Below are 18,787 nucleotides of genomic sequence, written 5' to 3'. Positions count from 1 at the left end.
ATGGCCGACGACGCCCCCCTGCTGGTCTCGGTGGCCGACGGCGTCGCGTGGCTGACGCTCAACCGGCCGCAGGCGGGCAATGCGATCGACCTGCCGATGGCGCAGGCTTTGTTGAAGGCCGCCATCGCCTGCGAGAATGACGCGGGCATCCGCTGCGTCGTGCTGACCGGCGCGGGGCGGCTGTTCTGCGCGGGCGGCGACGTGGCGGCGATGCGGACGGCGGGCGATGGCCTCGCCGCGATGCTCAGCGAACTGATCGCCACTTTGCATGCCGCGATCAGCCGGCTGGCGCGGATGCCCAAGCCGCTGCTGGTGCTGGTCAACGGCCCGGCGGCGGGCGCGGGCTTCAGCCTCGCCATGCTGGGCGATGTCGTGATCTCGGGCCGGGCGGCGCATTATACTGCCGCCTACGGCGCGATCGGCCTCACCGCCGACGGTGGACTGAGCTGGCTGCTGCCGCGCCTCGTGGGGCTGCGAAAATCGCAGGAGATCATCCTGACCAACCGCCGCATCGCGTCGGCGGAGGCCGAGGCGATCGGCCTCGTCACCCGTACCGTCGAGGACGAGGCGCTGGCGGATGAGGGCGAGGCGATGGCCCGCAAGCTGGCCGACGCGCCGGTGGCGGCGCTGGGCGCCGCCCGCGCTTTGCTCAAGGAAAGCTACGAGAGCGGGTTCGAGACGCAGCTCGATCGCGAACTCCGCTCGATGACCATCGCGGCGACGGGGGAGGCGCGCGAGGGCCTCGCCGCCTTCTTCGCCAAGCGCGCACCCGATTTCAGAGGAGTCTAGGGACATGGCGGAAGCCTATATCGTCGAAGCGGTCCGTTCTCCGGGGGGCAAGCGCAAGGGGCAGTTCGCCGGCATCCACCCGGCCGATCTGGCGGGCGACGTGCTCAACGGCCTGCTCGACCGCACCGGCATCGACCCCGCCATCGTCGAGGATGTCATCATGGGCTGCGTCACGCAGGCCGGCGAGCAGGCTTTCGCCTTCGGCCGCAGCGCGGTGCTCGCCTCCAACTTGCCGGAAAGCTGCCCGGCGGTGACTATCGACCGCCAGTGCGGTTCCTCGCAACAGGCCGTGCAATTCGCGGCGCAGGCGGTGATGTCGGGCACGCAGGACGTGGTGATCGCGGCCGGCGCGGAGAATATGACCCGCGTGCCGATGTTCTCCAACTACCTCCTCCACGAAAAGGAAGGGGTCGGCACCGGCCCGTGGAGCGAGCGGATCAAGAAGAAATATGGCGTGGAGGCGTTCAGCCAGTTCGAGGGTGCCGAGGCGATCGCGCGCAAATATGGCTTCGATCGCGAGACGCTGGATCGCTACGCGCTCGACAGCCACCTGAAGGCCGCCGCCGCCACCGCCGCCGGCGCCTTCAAGAACGAGATCGTGCCGATCGCGGTGGAGGGCCATCTGGTCGATACCGACGAGGGCATCCGCGCCGGCGCCACCCTCGAGGCCATCGCCTCGGTCAAATTGTTGCAGGAGGGCGGGGTCATCTCCGCCGCCAACGCCAGCCAGATCTGCGACGGCGCATCGGCCGCGCTGATCGTGTCCGAGCGGGCGCTGAAGCAATATGGCCTCACGCCGCTCGCGCGCATCGTCAACCTCACGGTCACGGCGGGCGACCCGGTCATCATGCTGGAGGAGCCGATTCCGGCGACCCGGAAGGCGCTCGCCCGCGCCGGCATGACGATCGACGACATGGATCTGTACGAGGTGAACGAAGCCTTCGCCTCGATCCCGCTGGCGTGGCTGGCGGGGATCGGCGCCGATCCGGCCAAGCTCAACGTCAACGGCGGCGCCATCGCGCTCGGCCACCCGCTGGGCGCCAGCGGCACCAAGCTGATGTCCACCCTGATCCATGCGCTGAAGGCGCGCGGCAAGCGATATGGGTTGCAGACGATGTGCGAGGGCGGCGGCATCGCCAACGTGACGATCCTGGAGGCATTGTAATGGTCCTGCGCACGCGCTTCACCGAATTGCTCGGCATCGAATATCCGATCGTGCAGGGCGGGATGATGTGGGTCGGCCGCGCCGAACTCGCCTCGGCCGTGTCCAACGCGGGCGGGCTCGGCATCCTGACCGCGCTGACCCAGCCGACGCCCGACGATCTGCGCCGCGAGATCGATCGCTGCCGGACGATGACCGACAAGCCGTTCGGCGTGAACCTCACCATCCTGCCCTCGGTCAGCCCGCCGCCCTATGCCGAATATCGCCGCGCGATCATCGAAAGCGGCGTGACGATCGTCGAGACCGCCGGCCACAAGCCGCAGGAACATGTCGACGACTTCAAGGCGCATGGCATCACCGTACTCCACAAATGCACCGCCGTGCGCCACGCTTTGTCGGCCGAACGGATGGGCGTGGACGTGATCTCGATCGACGGCTTCGAATGCGCCGGCCATCCGGGCGAGGACGATATCCCCGGCCTCGTGCTGATCCCCGCCACCGCCGACAAGGTGAAGATCCCGATCATCGCCAGCGGCGGCTTCGGCGACGGTCGCGGCCTCGTCGCGGCGTTGGCGCTGGGTGCCGAGGGCATCAACATGGGCACGCGCTTCTGCGCGACCAGGGAAGCGCCGATCCACGACAATGTGAAGCAGTTCCTCGTCGCCAACGACGAGCGGGCGACGAACCTGATCTTCCGCCGCTTCCACAACACCGGCCGGGTCGCGCGCAACAGCGTGTCCGACCGGGTGGTCGAAATCTCCAACCGCGAGGGCGCGGTGTTCGAGGATATCCGCCCGCTCGTCGGCGGGGCGCTCGGGCGGCAGGCGCTGGAGACGGGCGATCTGGATGCGGGCCTCGTCTGGGCGGGGCAGATCCAGGGGCTGATCCACGACGTGCCGAGCTGTCAGGAACTGCTCGACCGGATCATGGGCGAGGCGCGCGCGGTGATCGCCGAGCGGCTCGCCGGTTTCCTGCCCGTGCCCGCCGCGGTCGCGGCCTGAGCGGCGCCGCGCGGCGGTTGATCCCGCCGCGCGCCACCCCATCTGGCCGCTGAGCCCGTCCGTTCAAAAGGTGACTGCCGTGACGATTGCCCTTCGAGATCCCTCGCTGCTGCGCGCGCAATGCTACATCGAAGGCGAATGGCGGGGCGACGGCGCGCTGCCCGTGACCGATCCGGCGACGGGCGAGACCCTCGCCTCGATCCCCGATTACGGCACCGACGAGACGCGCGCCGCCATCGCCGCCGCAGAGGCCGCGCTGCCGGCGTGGCGCGCGAAGCTGGCCGGCGAACGCTCGCGCATCCTGCGCCGCTGGTTCGATCTGATGATCGAAAATCAGGACGATCTGGCGATGATCCTGACCCGCGAGCAGGGCAAGCCGCTGGCCGAGGCCAAAGGCGAGATCGGCTATGCCGCCTCCTTCATCGAATGGTTCGCCGAAGAGGCCAAGCGCGTCTACGGCGAGGTGATCCCGGCGCACCGGCTCGACAGCCGCATCGTCGTGATCCGCCAGCCGGTGGGCGTGGTGGCGGCGATCACGCCGTGGAATTTCCCGGCGGCGATGATCACCCGCAAGGCCGCCCCGGCGCTCGCCTCGGGCTGCACGATGGTGCTGAAGCCCGCGACGCAGACGCCGCTCTCCGCGCTGGCGCTGGCGGTGCTGGCCGAGCGGGCGGGGATTCCGAAGGGCGTGTTCAACGTGCTGACCGGATCGTCCCGCGTGATCGGCGCCGAACTCACCAGCAACCCCGCCGTCGCCAAGCTGAGCTTCACCGGATCGACCGAGGTGGGCAAGACGCTGATGGCGCAATGCGCGCCGACGATGAAGAAATTGTCGATGGAATTGGGCGGCAACGCCCCCTTCATCGTCTTCGCCGACGCCGATCTGGACGCGGCGGTGGAGGGCGCGATCGCCTCCAAATACCGCAACAGCGGGCAGACCTGCGTGTGCGTCAACCGCATCCTCGTCCAGCGCGAGGTGGCCGAAGCCTTCCAGACCAAGCTGGCCGCCGCCGTCGCCAAACTGGCGGTGGGGCCGGGAACGCAGGCCGGCGTGACGCAGGGGCCGCTGATCGACAATAACGCCGTCGCCAAGATCGAGGAGCATATCGCCGACGCCGTCGCCAAGGGCGCCACGATCGTCGCCGGCGGCAAGCGCCACGAACTGGGCCACAGCTTCTTCCAGCCGACGGTGCTGGCCGGCGCCACGCCGGACATGCTGCTGGCCCGCGAGGAAACCTTCGGCCCGCTCGCCCCGCTGTTCCTGTTCGATACCGAGGAGGAGGCGCTGGCGCTGGCCAACGATACCGAAGTGGGCCTGGCCGGCTATTTCTACACCCGCGACCTCTCCCGCGCGTGGCGGGTCGGCGAGGGGCTGGAGGTCGGCATGGTCGGCATCAACACCGGCCTGATCTCGACCGAGGTGGCGCCCTTCGGCGGCATCAAGGAATCCGGCATGGGCCGCGAAGGATCGCGCCACGGCATCGACGATTATACCGAGATCAAATATCTCTGCATGGCGGGGATCTGAGCCAATCCGTCATTGCGAGCGCAGCAACGCGATCCAGCGGTGGAACTGGATTGCTTCGCTACGCTCGCAATGACGAAGTCTAATGCCGTATTGTCGCGAAACGCGGGCGGGGCAGGGTCAGGAGGGCGAGGCTGCTGGCGATCATGAAGGCCAGGGTCAGCCACAGGAATGGCGAATAATTGCCGAACCGGTCGTAGATCGCCGCCGCCGTGAGCGGGCCGGTGGAGGTGCCGATCGAGAGCGCGGTGAGCAGGCCGCCGTAGAGGCCGCCGAAGCGACGCAGGCCGAAATGCTGCGTGGCGAGGTAGACGATCACGTCCACCTCCGCGCCCATGGTGAGGCCGATCATCGCCGCCGCCGCCGCCTGGCCCCAGAATTGGCCGCCGGCGAACAGCAGGCACAGCGATCCGATCGCCGGCAGCATGAACACCACCGCGCCCACCAGCGAGGCGCGGAAGCGATCGAGGAGCAGCCCGGTCGTCAGGCGGCCCGCGATCGAGGTGATGCCGATGATCGAGGCGATGCCCGCCGCGCGCAGCGGATCGCTGCCCATGTCCGTCAGGATCGGCACGAAATTCACGACGAGCGCGATGATCGTGAAGGTGAAGAGCAGGCTGGCGAGGAACAGCCGGTGGTAGATCGGGGACTTGAACCCCTCCGCCAGCGTCGTGCCCTCCAATTCCCTGACAGGCTCGGCCGCGACCTTGGCGATGCGGCCGCGCCGGTCGTTGGCGCCGGCGAAGAAGATCAGGGTGATGGGGAAGACGATCGCCGCCCAGATCGCGCCCTGTACCACGAAGGCGCTCTGCCAGCCGTAGGCGCGGATCAGCCAGGCGCCCATCAACGGAAAGATCGCCGCCGCCACCGAAGCGCCGCACAAAGTGATGGCGAAGGCGAGGCCGCGCGACGCCTCGAACCGGGTGGCGACGGCGCTGGTCCACACCGTCGCCTGCACCGGCAGGGTCGCGATGGCCAGCACGCCCCACAGCAGATTCCACTGGGTCTGGCTGCCTGAGGCGATGCTCAGCAGCGCGAAGGCGCCGGTGGTGAGCAGCACGCCGATCAGCGCGAAGCGGCGCGGGCCATATTTATCGACCGCCAGCCCGATCGGCACCGAGCAGACCGCCTGAACCAATGTCGAGAGGGTCAGCCCGAACATGATCTGCGTGCGCGACCAGCCGAAGGCGGCGCTGAGCGGCTCGATATAGGCGCCGATGCCGTAGATGTGGATGACGCTGGTGGCGTAGCCGAAGGCCGCCGCGATCGGCAGCATGTAATGGCGGCGCCACTCGGCACGCGCGCTCAGTTCGGCCGCCATCGGCAGGCTCCCTTGGATCAAAGATACTGGCGACCGGACTATCGCTTTCCCGATGAAACGGAACCGGCGGGGCACGCCGGGGCCGCTTTCATCGCCGGGGCGGGAAATCAGGCGAGATTGATGCCGATCTTGCCGCCGATCCGGCCCGGATCAGGCCGGTCGATGCGCAAGCGAGGTCAGGCTTCGCCGGGTTCGCGGGCCAGAAAATCGAGCCCCGTATCGATCAGGGCAACGGCATCGGCATAGCCATCGTCGAAGCCGATCGCCGTATCCTGCTGCACCGCGCGGGCCAGCGCGTTGGCGATGGTGACGATTCCCGCGGCCGGAAAGGCCGTGATATCCACGCCGCGTTCGATCAGCAGGCGTTCGACCGCCGCGATCTGCATCGCGCGAAACTCCTTGGCGCGCGCCACGATCACCGCGCGGATCGACTCGCGGTGATTGGCCATGGCGAGCAGCTCGGACGTCATCGGGCCGGAGGGATCGCCGGTCATCGTCCACAGATCGCGCAGGGGATCGGCCGACGCGAGCGCCTGCTCGAACCGCGCCATGCGCTGTTCGTTGTTGCGCACGATCAGCGCGGTGACGAGATCGTCCATCGTCTGGAAATAATAATAGACCAGGGGCACCTTCAGCCCCGCTTCGGCCGCGACCCGCCGCGCGGTGACGGCGGCATAACCCTCGCCGCACAGCACCCGTTCGGCCGCGTCGACCAGCAACTGGCGGTTCTTCGCCCCCTCGGCCCCCATCCTGCGCGGCGTCGTCAAACCTGATGCTCCCTTAGGCCCGGTGTCGCCGCCCTAGCAGCTTTCGCCGCGACATGCCCGGTCGGCGGGGCTGATTGACCCATGCCGAACCGCGATGCTAATGTAGTGTTCAGCATTTCGGAAATCCGGGCGGATGATCCGGAGACGGCAGGAGCGGCGACGATGAACTACCAACCCGGTGCCCTGACGGGCGAGCCCATCGATACAGCGGAGGAACTGGCCGCGCCGGTGACGATCGGCCCCGAAGCCTATCTGTCGCGCGACTATGCGGCGGCGGAGGCCGACCGGCTGTGGCGCAGGACGTGGCTGAACGCCGGCCGGCTGGAGGATATTCCCGAGGTCGGCGATTACATCACCTACGACATTCTCGACGATTCGATCCTGATCGTCCGCACCGCGCCCGATGCGGTGAAGGCCTATTACAACGTCTGCCCGCATCGCGGCCGCAAGCTGGTCGATACGCCGCCGGGGATGCGCAACGCGCGCGGCCACAAGATGCGCTTCGTCTGCGGTTTCCACAGCTGGACCTTCAATCTGGAGGGCAGCTGCACCCACATCGCCGATCGCGAGCATTGGCAGGGGCGGCTCGACGACGCCAACACCCGGCTGGGCGAGGTCAAGTGCGACAGCTGGGGCGGCTGGGTGTGGATCAACATGGACCCCGGCGCGATGCCGCTGCGCGACTATCTGGAGCCGGCCGCCACCCTGCTCGATCCCTTCCAGCTCCAGAACATGCGCTGCCGCTGGCGCAAGTGGATCATCTTCGACTGCAATTGGAAGGTCGCGCTGGAGGCGTTCAACGAGACCTATCATGTCGCCGGCACCCACCCGGAATTCATCGCCTTCGGCGACTTCCCCGGCTGGGCGCGCAACCAGGGGCGGCACAGCAATATCGGCTATGACGCGCCCAAATCGATGGACGCCAACCAGCAGGCCAAGCTGCGCATCGGCACCGGCGACGCGCGCATCTCCACCGCCGAGATGCAGCGCTACACCTGGGAAGCGGCCAACACGAACACGACGCAGACGCTGGTCGACGCGGCGATGCGGCTGAAGGACGAACTGCCCGAGGGCACGCCATCCGGCGAGGTGCTCCAGCACTGGCTGAAATCGGCCCGCGCCGACGATGCCGCGCGCGGCGTGATCTGGCCCGACGTGCCGCCCGCGCACAATGCCGAGGCGGGCACGTCGTGGCAGATCTTCCCCAATTTCCAGATCGGCCACGCGGTCAACAACATGCTCTGCTACCACGCCCGCCCGTACAACGGCGACCCGGACAAGTGCATCTTCGAGGGCGCGGTCTACCAGCTCTATCCCGAGGGCGAGGCGCCCGAGACCGAGTGGGAATATACCAGGGCCGAGGATTGGCCGTTCGTGCTGCAACAGGATTTCGCCAATATGGCGTCGGTGCAGCAGGGCATGAAGAACGCCGGCTTCCGGGGCACCCAGCCCAACCCCTATCGCGAGCGGGCGATCGCCAGCCTGCACTACAATCTGGCGAAGCATATGGGCGAGGGCGCGCCGCGGAAGTTGTGAGGGGGCGGCAAAAATCGCCACCAACAACCGTTCATCCCGCGCGAAGGCGAGGGCGGGTTGCCCGGTCATCCGCATCTCGGCTCCGCTCGATGCTGGCGGTCCCTAGACTTCGCTCGGGATGAACGGGAAAGGGGGAAATATCGCGGGCAGGAAAAAGCGGGTCGATCGGGGAGCCGCTTCGCGCCTGCCGGGTTCTTATATCGCGTCCGACCCCGATCGGGATGACGCCCCCTCAGGAGAGCCCGCATGATGACCGCTCTTGCCGCCGCCGCGCTACTCGTCGCCCCGCTGACCGCGATCCCGGAGATATATCAGGGCCATTGGACGACCGACCGCGCCGCCTGCGGGGGCGAGGATACCCAAGGCGTCCATATCGAGCCGCTGGCGATCACCTTCTACGAAGCGCGCGGTGTCGTCCGCCATGTCTCGCAGGGGTCGAAGGGTGCCTCGGCCCGGGTGGATTTCACCGGCGAGGGCAAGAGCTGGAACGAGGGCGTGCGCTTTCGGCCGCTGCCCAAGGGCGATCTCGAACTGACCGCGCTCGGCCGCACCCAGACACTCGCCCGCTGCTCAAGCTGACGGTCGGTCAATCAGACTGACCGGCCGCCAGCCTGCAAGGACGCGGAGAGCGGAGGCAAGCAGCGCCCCGGCGATATCGCATCGCACGGGATAGCCCCGAACGCCCGCCCCGCTACCCCTTCCCGAAACGGAGGAGAGACAGATGGCGGACGATATTCGCTTCGACGGGCGCGCGATCCTCGTGACCGGGGCCGGGCGCGGCATTGGCGCGGCGCAGGCGATGCTGCTGGCGGCACGCGGCGCACGGGTGGTGGTGGCCGACAAGGGCGCCGCGCTGGATGGCGAGGGCAAGGATCAGGGACCGGCCGACAGCGTCGTCGCGGCGATCCGCGCCGCCGGGGGCGAGGCGGTCGCCTGCGCCGCCGATATCGCGACCGAGGCCGGCGCCACGGCGGCGGTTCACGCCTGCATCGACGCCTTCGGGCGGATCGACGGCCTGTGCCACTATGCCAGCACCTCGCCCGATCTGACGACGGCGGACGCCCTCTCCACCCCCGATCTCGATCTGGTGATGCGGATCAACCCGATGGCCGGGCTGTGGCTGGCGCGCGCGGCGTGGCCGCACATGGCGGCGGCGGGCTATGGCCGGATCGTGCTGACGACCTCGGCCGGCATCTACGGCAGCTTCGGCAACGCGCCCTATGCGGCCGCCAAGGCGGCGGTGATCGGCGCGATCCGCTGCCTGGCGATCGAGGGCGCGGCGCATGGCATTCTCGCCAACGCCGTCGCCCCCGCCGCCTGGACGCGCATGACCGACCGGCTCCACGAATCGGCCTTCACCCGCTGGTTCAGCGAGACGATGACGCCCGACAAGGTCGCCCCGCCGGTCGCCTTCCTGCTGAGCGACGCCTGCGCCACCTCCGGCGAGACCTTCGCGATTGGCGGCGGCAGGGTCGCGCGGATCGCCTTCGCCGAGACGGGCGGCGCGTTCGACGTGGCGACGATCGAGCAGGCGCGCGATGCCCTGCCGGGGGTGCTGTCGGCCGACGACTGGCTGTTTCCCCGCGACCTGACCGAGCGATCGGGCGCCGTCACCGCGCTTTACGGGCTGGATTTACGGCTGGAAGCCAGCGGCGGGATCGCGGTAAGGCCGATCGCGAAGGAGTGAGCGTCTTTCCCCGGATTTCCGCGCGCCGCTCAGCCTGCCTTCATGTTTCATCGCTGAAATCGGCAGCAACGCCGGCGCGATAATCGGGCGCCGACCAGGGTATTTGGGGGACATTCGTTGAAGACGGGCATCGCATTGCTCGGCCTGATGGCCGGCACCGCACCGATCGCGCTTGGCGCGCAGACGCAGGCCGGGGCGCAGACCGCGCCCGTGACGCCCGCGCAGACGGTGCAGGCCCCCGCGACCCCGGCGGCGTCGACCCCGCCCGCCCCGACGACCGCGCAGGCCGCCACCGCCCAGCACACCGCCGCCCAGCAGGTGCCCGATCCCTATGATTCGGGCGAAACCGTCGACATCACCGTCGTCGGCCAGCGCGAGCGCGGCGCGGTCGCGGGCGACATCAAGCCCGAGGAGCAGTTGCGCCCCGCCGACATCCGCGCCTACGGCGTGTCGAGCGTCGCCGATCTTCTGGCCGAACTGGCGCCGCTCACCAACAGCGGGCGCGGCCGCGGCGGCGAGGCGCCGGTCGTGCTGCTCAACGGCAAGCGCATCTCGGGCATGAACGAGATTCGCGATCTGCCGACCGAGGCTATCGAGCGGGTCGATATCTTGCCCGAGGAAGTCGCGCTGAAATATGGCTATCCGGCCAATTCGAAGGTCGTGAATTTCGTGCTGCGCCGCCGCTTCCGCGCGATCACGACCGAAGGCACCGGCACCGCCGCCACCGAAGGCGGCCGCCAGACCGGCCGCGCCGAACTCGACATGCTGCGCATTCGCAACGACAGCCGCTTCACTTTGGGCGTCGATTACAACCAGTCGGGCGCGCTGACCGAAGGCGAGCGCGGCGTCGCCGCCCGCGCCACCTCCCGCCCCTACGACTTCACCGGCAACGTCACCGCTATCGCCAACGGCGCAATCGTCGATCCGCGCGTGGCGGGCGCCACCGTGCTGGGCGCGCCGGCCGCCGCCGCCACCGGTGCGGTGCCGATCGGCGCCTTCGCCACCACCGCCAACACGAGCGACATCGGCGACTGGCGGACGCTTTCGCCGCGCACCCAGTCGCTCAGCGTCAACAGCGTTTTCGCCCATCCGCTGTCGAGCAAGATTTCCGCGACAGTGAACGCCACGCTCGACACCAGCAACAGCGAGAGCCTGCGCGGCCCCGCGACGGCCAACCTGCTGCTGCCCGCCGGCAACCCCTATTCGCCCTTCGCCGCCGACACGAACGTCTATCGCTACATCGGCAACCAGAATCCGCTCACCCAGAGCAGCACCAGCACCAGCGGCCACCTGGGCGCCACGGTCAACGGCGAGTTCAGCACGGCGTGGCGCTGGAACGTCACCGGCCAGTATGACCGGGGCTACAGCCGCACCATCTCCACCACCGGCGTCGATACCAGTCAGGTTCAGGCGCTGCTCAACGCGCGCTCGGCCAGCCTCAATCCGTTCGGCCCGATCGACCCCGCCCTGCTGCCGGGACGCGCCGCCGATCGCGCGCGATCGACCACCAACAGCGGCGACCTGAGCTTCGTGACGAGCGGCCCGCTGGCGCGGCTGCCCGCCGGCACCGCCAACGCCACCGTCAAGGTCGGCGGCGCGTTCAACGGGCTGGACGGCTATTCGGTGCGCACCGGCATCGCCCAGTCCACCGACCTCACCCGGCGGCAGGGATCGGGCCAGGTCTCGGTCGATCTGCCGCTCACCAGCCGCAAGGAGGATGTGCTGGCGGCGATCGGCAATCTTTCGGCTAACATCAATGCCTCGATCGATCGCTATTCCGATTTCGGCACGCTTTCGGCCTATGGCGCGGGCCTGCGCTATTCGCCGCGCGACCGGATCGACTTCATCGGCTCCTACACCCACGAACAGGGCGTGCCGACGATCCAGCAGCTCGGCAATCCGCAGGTGCTGACCGCCAACGTGCCCTATTATGATGCGACGCTGGGCCGGCAGGTGACGATCTCGCAGATCAGCGGCGGCAACCCCAATCTCCTGCACGACACGCGCGAGGTGTGGAAGCTGGGGCTGACGGTGAAGCCGTTCGAGAAGACCGACCTGACCTTCACGGTCAATTACAACAACAGCCGCACCCGCAACGGCGTGTCGCAGCTGCCGCTGGCGCTGGCCGAGGCCGAGAGCGCCTTCCCCGATCGCTTCACCCGCGACGCGACCGGCACGCTCACCCGCGTTGACGCCCGCTCGATCAACCTCGCCAGCCAGGATCGCCAGCAACTGCGCTGGGGCTTCAATTTCTCCAAGCCGCTCAAGTCCAACACCCAGGCGCTGATCGCCGCCTTCCGCGCGGCCTATCCCAACGGCATGCCGGGCTTCCAGCGCCCGCCGGGCGAAAGCGTGCCGGGCGCGCCCGGCGGCCAGCGGCCGGAAGGCGCGCCGCCGATGGGCCAGGGCCAGCAGGCCGGCGGGCAGCCATCGGGGGGTCAGGCGGCGGGCAACACGGGCGAGCGGCCGGCCGGTGCCGGTCCGGGTGGCGGCGGCGGTGGCGGTGGCCAGCGCGGGCCGGGTGGCCCCGGCGGGCGCTTCGGCGGTGGGCCGGGCGGTGGCGGCGGCCGGCTCCAGCTCGGCATCTTCCACACCTGGATCATCGAGGACCAGATTCGCATCCGCGACGGGCTGCCGGTGATCGATCTGCTCAACGGGGGTGCCACCGGCACGTCGGGCGGCACCTCGCGCCACCAGTTCGATCTGCAAGCGGGCTACAACAATAACGGGATCGGCATGCGGCTGACCGGCACCTACAAGACCGGCACGACCGTCACCACCGGGCTCGGCACCAGCGGCGGCACGGGCAATCTGCGCTTCTCTGGGCTCACGACCGCCAATTTCCGCCTGTTCGTCAATCCGATGCAGATGCCTTCGATGGTGAAATACCCATGGGTGCGCGGCATGCGCGTATCGTTCAACGTGACCAACATCTTCAACCAGCGCCCCAAGGTGCGCGACGCCACCGGCGCCACCCCGCTCAGCTACCAGCCCGCCTATCTCGACCCGCTGGGCCGCACGGTGAGCATCAGCGTGCGGAAACTGTTTTTCGGGAGCTGATCGACCCCGCCGGGCTCCCGCTTTCGCGGCAGCCCGGTTGGCGCTAAGCGACCCGGCATGAACGATCACGCAATCCATATCGTCGGCGGCGGGCTCGCCGGATCCGAGGCCGCCTGGCAGCTGGCCGAGGCGGGGCACAAGGTGCGCCTGTCCGAGATGCGCGGCGTGGAGGGCACGCCCGCGCATCATACCGATCATCTCGCCGAACTCGTCTGTTCCAACAGCTTCCGGTCGGACGATCCCAACCGCAACGCCGTCGGCCTGCTCCATGCCGAAATGCGGTCGCTGGGGTCGCTGATCCTGCGCGAGGCCGATGCCCACAAGGTGCCGGCGGGTTCGGCGCTGGCGGTGGATCGCGATGGCTTTTCCGCCGCCGTCACCGCCGCGATCGAAGCCCATCCCAATATCGAGATCGTGCGCGAGCGGATCGACGCGTTGCCGCAGGGGCCGGCGATCCTCGCCACCGGGCCGCTCACCGCCGCCCCGCTGGCCGCCGCCATCGCCAGCGAAACGGGGCAGGACGCGCTCGCCTTCTTCGACGCGATCGCGCCGATTGTCCACCGCGACACGATCGACATGGAGATCTGCTGGTTCCAGTCGCGCTGGAACAAGGGCGATGGGCACGATTACATCAACTGCCCGATGAACAAGGACGAGTATCTCGCCTTCCACGCCGCGCTGCTGGCGGGTGAGAAGACCGAGTTTCGCGAGTGGGAACGCGACACGCCCTATTTCGAGGGCTGCATGCCGATCGAGGTGATGGCCGAGCGCGGGCTCGATACGCCGCGCTATGGGCCGATGAAGCCGGTCGGGCTCGACGACCCGCGCACCGGCCGCTGGCCCTATGCGGTGGTCCAGTTGCGGCAGGACAATGCGCTGGGCACCTTGTGGAACATCGTCGGCTTCCAGACGAAGCTGCGCCACGCCGAACAGGTCCGCATCTTCCGCACCATCCCCGGCCTCCAGAGCGCCGAATTCGCGCGGCTGGGCGGCATCCATCGCAACACCTTCCTCAAATCGCCCGAGCTGCTCGACAGGGAGTTGCGCCTCAAGAGCCGGCCCAACGTGCGCTTCGCCGGGCAGATCACGGGCTGCGAGGGCTATGTCGAAAGCGCGGCGATCGGCCTGCTGGCGGGGCGTTTCGCGGCGGCCGAGCTGGCGGGCGGAACGATGGCCGCACCGCCGGTGACGACCGCGCTGGGCGCGCTGCTGGGGCATATCACCGGCGGGGCGGAGGCCGACACCTACCAGCCGATGAATGTGAACTTCGGTCTCTTCCCGCCGCTGGAGGGCAAATCGAAAAAGGCCGACCGCAAGGCGCTGATGAGCGAGCGGGCACGCGAAGCGCTGGCGGGGTGGATGGCTGTGTGAGCGCCATCCACTCGTCATTGCGAGCGTAGCGAAGCAATCCAGCGGCGGAACCTGGATTGCTTCGCTACGCTCGCAATGACGAGCACAAAAAAGGCCGGGATCGCTCCCGGCCTTTTCGTTTCCGTATCTCCCGCCGACCTTATTGGTCGAGGAAGCTGCGCATCTTGCGGCTGCGGCTCGGGTGCTTCAGCTTGCGGAGCGCCTTCGCCTCGATCTGGCGGATACGCTCGCGGGTCACGCTGAACTGCTGGCCCACTTCCTCCAGCGTGTGATCGGTGTTCATGCCGATGCCGAAGCGCATCCGCAGCACGCGCTCCTCGCGCGGGGTCAGGCTCGCCAGCACCCGCGTCACGGTTTCCTTGAGGTTCGCCTGGATCGCGGCATCGACCGGGATCACGGCATTCTTGTCCTCGATGAAGTCGCCCAGATGGCTGTCCTCCTCGTCGCCGATCGGCGTTTCGAGGGAGATCGGCTCCTTGGCGATCTTCATCACCTTGCGGACCTTCTCGAGCGGCATAGAGAGGCGCTCGGCCAGTTCCTCCGGGGTCGGCTCGCGGCCGATCTCGTGGAGGATCTGGCGGCTGGTGCGGACCAGCTTGTTGATCGTCTCGATCATGTGGACCGGGATGCGGATCGTCCGCGCCTGATCGGCGATCGAGCGGGTGATCGCCTGCCGGATCCACCACGTCGCATAGGTCGAGAATTTGTAGCCACGGCGATATTCGAACTTATCGACCGCCTTCATCAAGCCGATATTGCCCTCCTGGATGAGATCCAGGAATTGCAGGCCGCGATTGGTATATTTCTTGGCGATGGAGATCACGAGGCGCAGGTTCGCCTCGACCATCTCCTTCTTGGCGATGCGCGCCTCGCGCTCGCCCTTCTGCACCATGTTGACGATGCGGCGGAATTCGGTGAGCGCCATGCCCGTAGCCTGGGCGATCTCGCCGATTTCGGCGCGGATGCGATCGACCGCGTCCACCTCGTTGGTGGCGAAGGCCGTCCACTTCTTGTCGAGCTTGGCGACCGTGTCGAGCCAGCCCTCCTCCAGTTCGTGGCCGACGTAGCGATCGAGGAAGTCCTTGCGGTTGACCTTGTGGCGCTCGGCCAGACGCAGCATCTGCCCGCCGAGCGCGGTCAGGCGCCGGTTGAAGGCATAGAGCTGATCGACCAGATATTCGATCTTGGCGCCATGGAACTGGACGCTCTCGACCTCGGCCGTCAGCTCCTCGCGCAGCTTCTGATATTTGTTCTCGTCGCCGACGGGAAAATCGTCGCCCACGCCCAGCGTCTCGATGCGGACGGCCTGGAGCTTGGAGAATTTCTTGTAGAGCGAGGTGATCGTGGCGAACCGCTCCAGCGCGATCGGCTTGAGCTGCTCCTCCATCTGCGCGAGGCTGAGGGTATTGTCCTCGTCCTCGTCGTCGGACGGGCGCGGCGCGCGGCGCTCGACGCCATCCTCGTCCTCTTCGTCGACCGACGCCTCTTCGGGCTCGGCCTCTTCCTTGAAGGCGGGGCCGGCGGTGGCGGCGGATATCTCGCCGGTGCCGTCATCCTCCTCGGCCTCGGCGACCTGCTCGGCCGACGGACCCTTGGAGACCATCGCGTCGAGATCGAGGATCTCGCGCAGCTGCATCGTGCCCTCGTTGAGCGCGGTCGACCAGTCGATGATGGCGTTGAAGGTGATCGGGCTTTCGCACAGGCCCATGATCATCGTGTCGCGGCCGGCCTCGATGCGCTTGGCGATGGCGATCTCGCCCTCGCGGCTGAGCAGCTCGACCGCGCCCATCTCGCGCAGGTACATCCGCACCGGATCGTCGGTGCGGTCGATCGTCTCCTTCTTGGTGACGTTCGTCAGCTGCTGCGGCGCGGTGCCGTCGTCCTCGGGCTGGGCCTCGTCGGCGGAATCGTCGGCGTCCTGCGATTCGCCGTCCTCGCCGGCATCCTCGTTCTCGACGATGTTGACGCCCATCTCGTTCAGGGCGGACATGATGTCCTCGAGCTGGTCGGAGGACATCTGGTCCTGCGGCAGCGCCTCGTTGAGCTGGTCGATCGTGATGTAGCCGCGCTTCTTGGCGCGCGCGAAGACCTTCTTGATCGACGCGTCATTCAGGTCGATCAGCGGCGCATCGCCCCCGTCGCCTCCTTCGCCGCCGCCGCCGCTCGCCCCTGCCGTAATGGTTTTCGCCATGCCGCCTACTAATCCTTACAATCCCGCGCCGTCGTCCCCCGCCAGCGCGGCGAACCCGTCCTGCAACTTCCGTTCCTCGGCCCGGAGCCGAACCTGTTCCAGGAAATCGGCTTCCTCGCCGGTTTCCATGAAACGCCGCGTCGCCGCCGCCTGATCCTTGCGAACCTCGAAAATCGCCACGACCTGATCGATCACGGCGCCAAGGTCCCGCTCCGCACGTTCCGGTTCCGCATTGCCGCGCAGGAAGGAAAAGGCAAGATTTGTTCGCCGCACCGCGTCAAGGAACGGTTCGAGGCCATCCTGCCTTAAGTTGGTGGCGAGCGCCGCAGAGTCAAGGTCGGGCACGATCAGCGCGGCTTCCAGCATCGCCTGTTGCACCAATCCCAGCTGCCGATCGGCGATCGCGACCCGCGCCAAGGTCTCGGCATGGCGCGCGATCACCTGGGGATGGCGGAGCAATCCGGCAAGGATCGCGGCGACGGTCGCGCGATCGATCCCCTCGTCGGCGATGGCGCGCAATTCCGGCGGCGGCGGGGCGGCGGGGGCGAACGGGCGGCCGAATGGCCCCTTGCCCTTGCCCGGCCCGCGCTGGCCGGGATCGAAGCGGCGGGGCGAGCGCAGGCTGTCGAAATGTTCGTACAGCCGCCGGTTGAATTCGGCGAGATATTGCCGCTGGAGGAATTCGTCCGACACCAGCCGGGCATGATCGCGCAGCCTTTTGCCGAGCCCGGCGCGTGCCTCGGGCGTGGCGAGGGCGCCCGCTTCCTCCAGCTCGCTGCGCCAGACCAGCTCGTCCAGGCTGATCGCGGCGGCCAGCACCGCCTCGAACGCGGCGGCCCCGCCTTCGCGCACCAGATCGTCGGGGTCCTTGCCGGCCGGCAGCAGGGCGAAACGAAGGGTGCGGCCGGGCTGGACCAGCGGCAGCGCGCGGATCGCGGCGCGCAAGGCGGCCTTCTGCCCGGCCTTGTCGCCGTCGAAGCAGAGGATCGGGATGTCGGCCAGCCGCCACAGCCGCTCCATCTGCGCTTCGGTCAGCGCCGTGCCGAGCGGCGCCACCGCCTCGCCGATGCCCGCCTGATCCAGCGCGATCACATCGAGATAGCCCTCGACCACCAGCACGCGCCCGGATTTGCGCGAGGCGGGGCCGGCGCGATCGAGATTGTAGAGCGTGCGCCCCTTGTCGAAGAGCGGCGTCTCGGGCGAGTTCAGATATTTGGGCTCGCCCTGCCCGATGATGCGCCCGCCGAACGCGATCGTGCGCCCGCGCTGGTCGCGGATCGGGATCATCAGCCGGCCGCGAAACCGGTCATAGGGCTCACGCTTCGCCTCGTCGGGCTGGATCAGCAGGCCGGCCTCGACCAGCCGGGCCGGCTCGGTGGGTGCGAGGGCCGGGGCGAGGCGGTTGCGGCCATCGGGCGCGAAGCCGATCGCGAAGGCCTTGCGCGTCGCCTCCTTGATGCCGCGCTTGTCGAGATAGGCGCGCGCTTCGGCGCCGGCGAGGCCTTGCAGCTGCTCGCGATACCAGGCGGCGGCCGCCTCGGTGATATCCACCAGCCCCTGCGCGCGTTCGGCCTTGTCGGCGGCGGCGCGGTCCATCGCGGGCAATTCCATCCCCGCCGCCTGCGCCAGCTCCTTCACCGCATCCATGAAGGGCAGCCCGCGCTGATCGGTCATCCACCGGATCGCATCGCCATGCGCCGAGCAACCGAAGCAATGGTAGAAGCCCTTGTCGTCGTTGACGTAGAAGCTGGGCGACTTCTCGTTATGGAACGGGCAGCAGGCCTTATACTCGCGCCCCGCCTTCTGGAGCTTGAGCGTGCGGCCGATAAGGGTCGAGAGCGTGGTGCGGTGGCGCAGCTCGTCGAGGAAGGCGGGGGAGAGGGTCATGGCTGCGGGGGGCCGAGGGGCACGTCCCTCGACTTCGCTCGGGACGAATGGGATTCTTGGGGGAGAGCCCCTTCTTGGAGAGCCACCCCACCTCCGTTCGTCCCGAGCGAAGTCGAGGGACGCTCACGCGGCGGCCGGGCGAAATACGACACTGAGTTCCAGTCCCCCGCTATCAGGCCCTCCTTCTTGGCGCGCGACCAGCCTTTGACACGGCGTTCGGCCTCCAGCGCCTCGATGCGGGTGCCGAAGGCTTGGCTCCACACCAGCACAACGGGCTGGCGGCGGGCGGTGAAATCACAAAACCCACCCGTCTGGTGCTCCGCCACGCGCCGCTCCAGATGGTCGGTATGGCCGGTGTAATAAGCCCCGTCCGAGCAGCGCAGAATATAGGCCCAGAACGTCATCGTGGTCCTTCGGGGCACGTCCTTCGACTTCGCTCAGGACGAACGGTGGAGTGAAGAGGCTATCACCGGCCGGGCGATTCGCCAGC

Annotated in this window: 14 protein-coding genes; 9 read left to right on the top strand and 5 right to left on the bottom strand. The window is 68.2% G+C overall.

Annotated features, from left to right (window positions below; translation table 11 throughout):
- From PQ455_RS18670 to PQ455_RS18655, 4 genes are all read left to right on the top strand, one after another.
- Entirely contained in the window at positions 1–789 is a 789-nt protein-coding gene (locus tag PQ455_RS18670; RefSeq protein ID WP_273687966.1) for an enoyl-CoA hydratase/isomerase family protein, read from the top strand.
- Between the two features lie 4 nt (positions 790–793).
- A complete protein-coding gene (locus PQ455_RS18665; protein ID WP_273687965.1) occupies positions 794–1,954 on the top strand; it encodes an acetyl-CoA C-acetyltransferase in 1,161 nt (386 codons plus the stop codon).
- On the top strand, positions 1,954–2,952 hold the full coding sequence (locus PQ455_RS18660; RefSeq protein WP_273687963.1) for an NAD(P)H-dependent flavin oxidoreductase: 999 nt from the start codon (positions 1,954–1,956) through the stop codon (positions 2,950–2,952). The genes PQ455_RS18665 and PQ455_RS18660 overlap by 1 nt, the downstream gene beginning before the upstream one ends.
- A gap of 79 nt (positions 2,953–3,031) precedes the next feature.
- Entirely contained in the window at positions 3,032–4,480 is a 1,449-nt protein-coding gene (locus tag PQ455_RS18655; RefSeq protein ID WP_273687961.1) for an NAD-dependent succinate-semialdehyde dehydrogenase, read from the top strand.
- A gap of 79 nt (positions 4,481–4,559) precedes the next feature.
- On the opposite strand, the gene PQ455_RS18650 is transcribed toward PQ455_RS18655, so the two are convergent.
- Both PQ455_RS18650 and PQ455_RS18645 read right to left on the bottom strand, forming a co-directional pair.
- Positions 4,560–5,798 carry an MFS transporter gene (locus tag PQ455_RS18650; RefSeq protein ID WP_273687959.1) on the bottom strand — a complete coding sequence of 413 codons (1,239 nt, stop codon included), beginning with the start codon at positions 5,796–5,798 and terminating at the stop codon, positions 4,560–4,562.
- 176 nt (positions 5,799–5,974) lie between these two features.
- A complete protein-coding gene (locus tag PQ455_RS18645) occupies positions 5,975–6,565 on the bottom strand; it encodes a TetR/AcrR family transcriptional regulator (RefSeq protein WP_273687958.1) in 591 nt (196 codons plus the stop codon).
- Between the two features lie 162 nt (positions 6,566–6,727).
- Here PQ455_RS18645 and PQ455_RS18640 point away from each other — a divergent pair, with 162 nt between their 5' ends.
- The 5 genes from PQ455_RS18640 (at position 6,728) to trmFO (ending at position 14,219) form a co-directional block, all read left to right on the top strand.
- Positions 6,728–8,101, top strand: coding sequence for an aromatic ring-hydroxylating oxygenase subunit alpha (locus tag PQ455_RS18640; RefSeq protein WP_273687955.1), 1,374 nt, complete (start codon positions 6,728–6,730; stop codon positions 8,099–8,101).
- Positions 8,102–8,347: 246 nt separating this feature from the next.
- Entirely contained in the window at positions 8,348–8,680 is a 333-nt protein-coding gene (locus PQ455_RS18635; RefSeq protein WP_273687953.1) for a hypothetical protein, read from the top strand.
- Positions 8,681–8,822: 142 nt separating this feature from the next.
- Complete coding sequence (locus tag PQ455_RS18630) at positions 8,823–9,788, top strand: SDR family NAD(P)-dependent oxidoreductase (protein ID WP_273687951.1); 966 nt, start codon at positions 8,823–8,825, stop codon at positions 9,786–9,788.
- A 117-nt stretch (positions 9,789–9,905) separates the two neighbouring features.
- Positions 9,906–12,848: a porin family protein gene (locus PQ455_RS18625; RefSeq protein ID WP_273687949.1), complete on the top strand. Its 2,943-nt coding sequence runs from the start codon at positions 9,906–9,908 to the stop codon at positions 12,846–12,848.
- Positions 12,849–12,905: 57 nt separating this feature from the next.
- Entirely contained in the window at positions 12,906–14,219 is a 1,314-nt protein-coding gene (gene trmFO, locus PQ455_RS18620) for a methylenetetrahydrofolate--tRNA-(uracil(54)-C(5))-methyltransferase (FADH(2)-oxidizing) TrmFO (protein WP_273687947.1), read from the top strand.
- Between the two features lie 139 nt (positions 14,220–14,358).
- On the opposite strand, the gene rpoD is transcribed toward trmFO, so the two are convergent.
- From rpoD to PQ455_RS18605, 3 genes are read right to left on the bottom strand one after another with little or no spacing between them, the layout of a single operon-like run.
- Complete coding sequence (gene rpoD / locus PQ455_RS18615; protein WP_273687946.1) at positions 14,359–16,410, bottom strand: RNA polymerase sigma factor RpoD; 2,052 nt, start codon at positions 16,408–16,410, stop codon at positions 14,359–14,361.
- A gap of 15 nt (positions 16,411–16,425) precedes the next feature.
- Positions 16,426–18,297 carry a DNA primase gene (gene dnaG / locus PQ455_RS18610; protein ID WP_273687945.1) on the bottom strand — a complete coding sequence of 624 codons (1,872 nt, stop codon included), beginning with the start codon at positions 18,295–18,297 and terminating at the stop codon, positions 16,426–16,428.
- Positions 18,294–18,701, bottom strand: a complete 408-nt coding sequence (locus PQ455_RS18605) for a GIY-YIG nuclease family protein (RefSeq protein WP_273687941.1) — start codon at positions 18,699–18,701, stop codon at positions 18,294–18,296. The genes dnaG and PQ455_RS18605 overlap by 4 nt, the downstream gene beginning before the upstream one ends.
- Positions 18,702–18,787: the final 86 nt, after the last annotated feature.

The sequence above is a fragment of the Sphingomonas naphthae genome (assembly GCF_028607085.1).
GTDB lineage: Bacteria > Pseudomonadota > Alphaproteobacteria > Sphingomonadales > Sphingomonadaceae > Sphingomonas_Q > Sphingomonas_Q naphthae.
This window is presented reverse-complemented; position numbering and strand designations above follow the sequence as displayed.

Excerpts from the sequence above, each read along its gene's own strand:
- PQ455_RS18635 (WP_273687953.1), top strand. The coding sequence starts at position 8,348 with ATGATGACCGCTCTTGCCGCCGCCGCGCTACTCGTCGCCCCGCTGACC.
- rpoD (WP_273687946.1), bottom strand. The coding sequence starts at position 16,410 with ATGGCGAAAACCATTACGGCAGGGGCGAGCGGCGGCGGCGGCGAAGGA.
- PQ455_RS18650 (WP_273687959.1), bottom strand. The coding sequence starts at position 5,798 with ATGGCGGCCGAACTGAGCGCGCGTGCCGAGTGGCGCCGCCATTACATG.
- PQ455_RS18670 (WP_273687966.1), top strand. The coding sequence starts at position 1 with ATGGCCGACGACGCCCCCCTGCTGGTCTCGGTGGCCGACGGCGTCGCG.
- PQ455_RS18605 (WP_273687941.1), bottom strand. The coding sequence starts at position 18,701 with ATGACGTTCTGGGCCTATATTCTGCGCTGCTCGGACGGGGCTTATTAC.
- PQ455_RS18665 (WP_273687965.1), top strand. The coding sequence starts at position 794 with ATGGCGGAAGCCTATATCGTCGAAGCGGTCCGTTCTCCGGGGGGCAAG.
- PQ455_RS18630 (WP_273687951.1), top strand. The coding sequence starts at position 8,823 with ATGGCGGACGATATTCGCTTCGACGGGCGCGCGATCCTCGTGACCGGG.
- trmFO (WP_273687947.1), top strand. The coding sequence starts at position 12,906 with ATGAACGATCACGCAATCCATATCGTCGGCGGCGGGCTCGCCGGATCC.
- dnaG (WP_273687945.1), bottom strand. The coding sequence starts at position 18,297 with ATGACCCTCTCCCCCGCCTTCCTCGACGAGCTGCGCCACCGCACCACG.
- PQ455_RS18640 (WP_273687955.1), top strand. The coding sequence starts at position 6,728 with ATGAACTACCAACCCGGTGCCCTGACGGGCGAGCCCATCGATACAGCG.
- PQ455_RS18660 (WP_273687963.1), top strand. The coding sequence starts at position 1,954 with ATGGTCCTGCGCACGCGCTTCACCGAATTGCTCGGCATCGAATATCCG.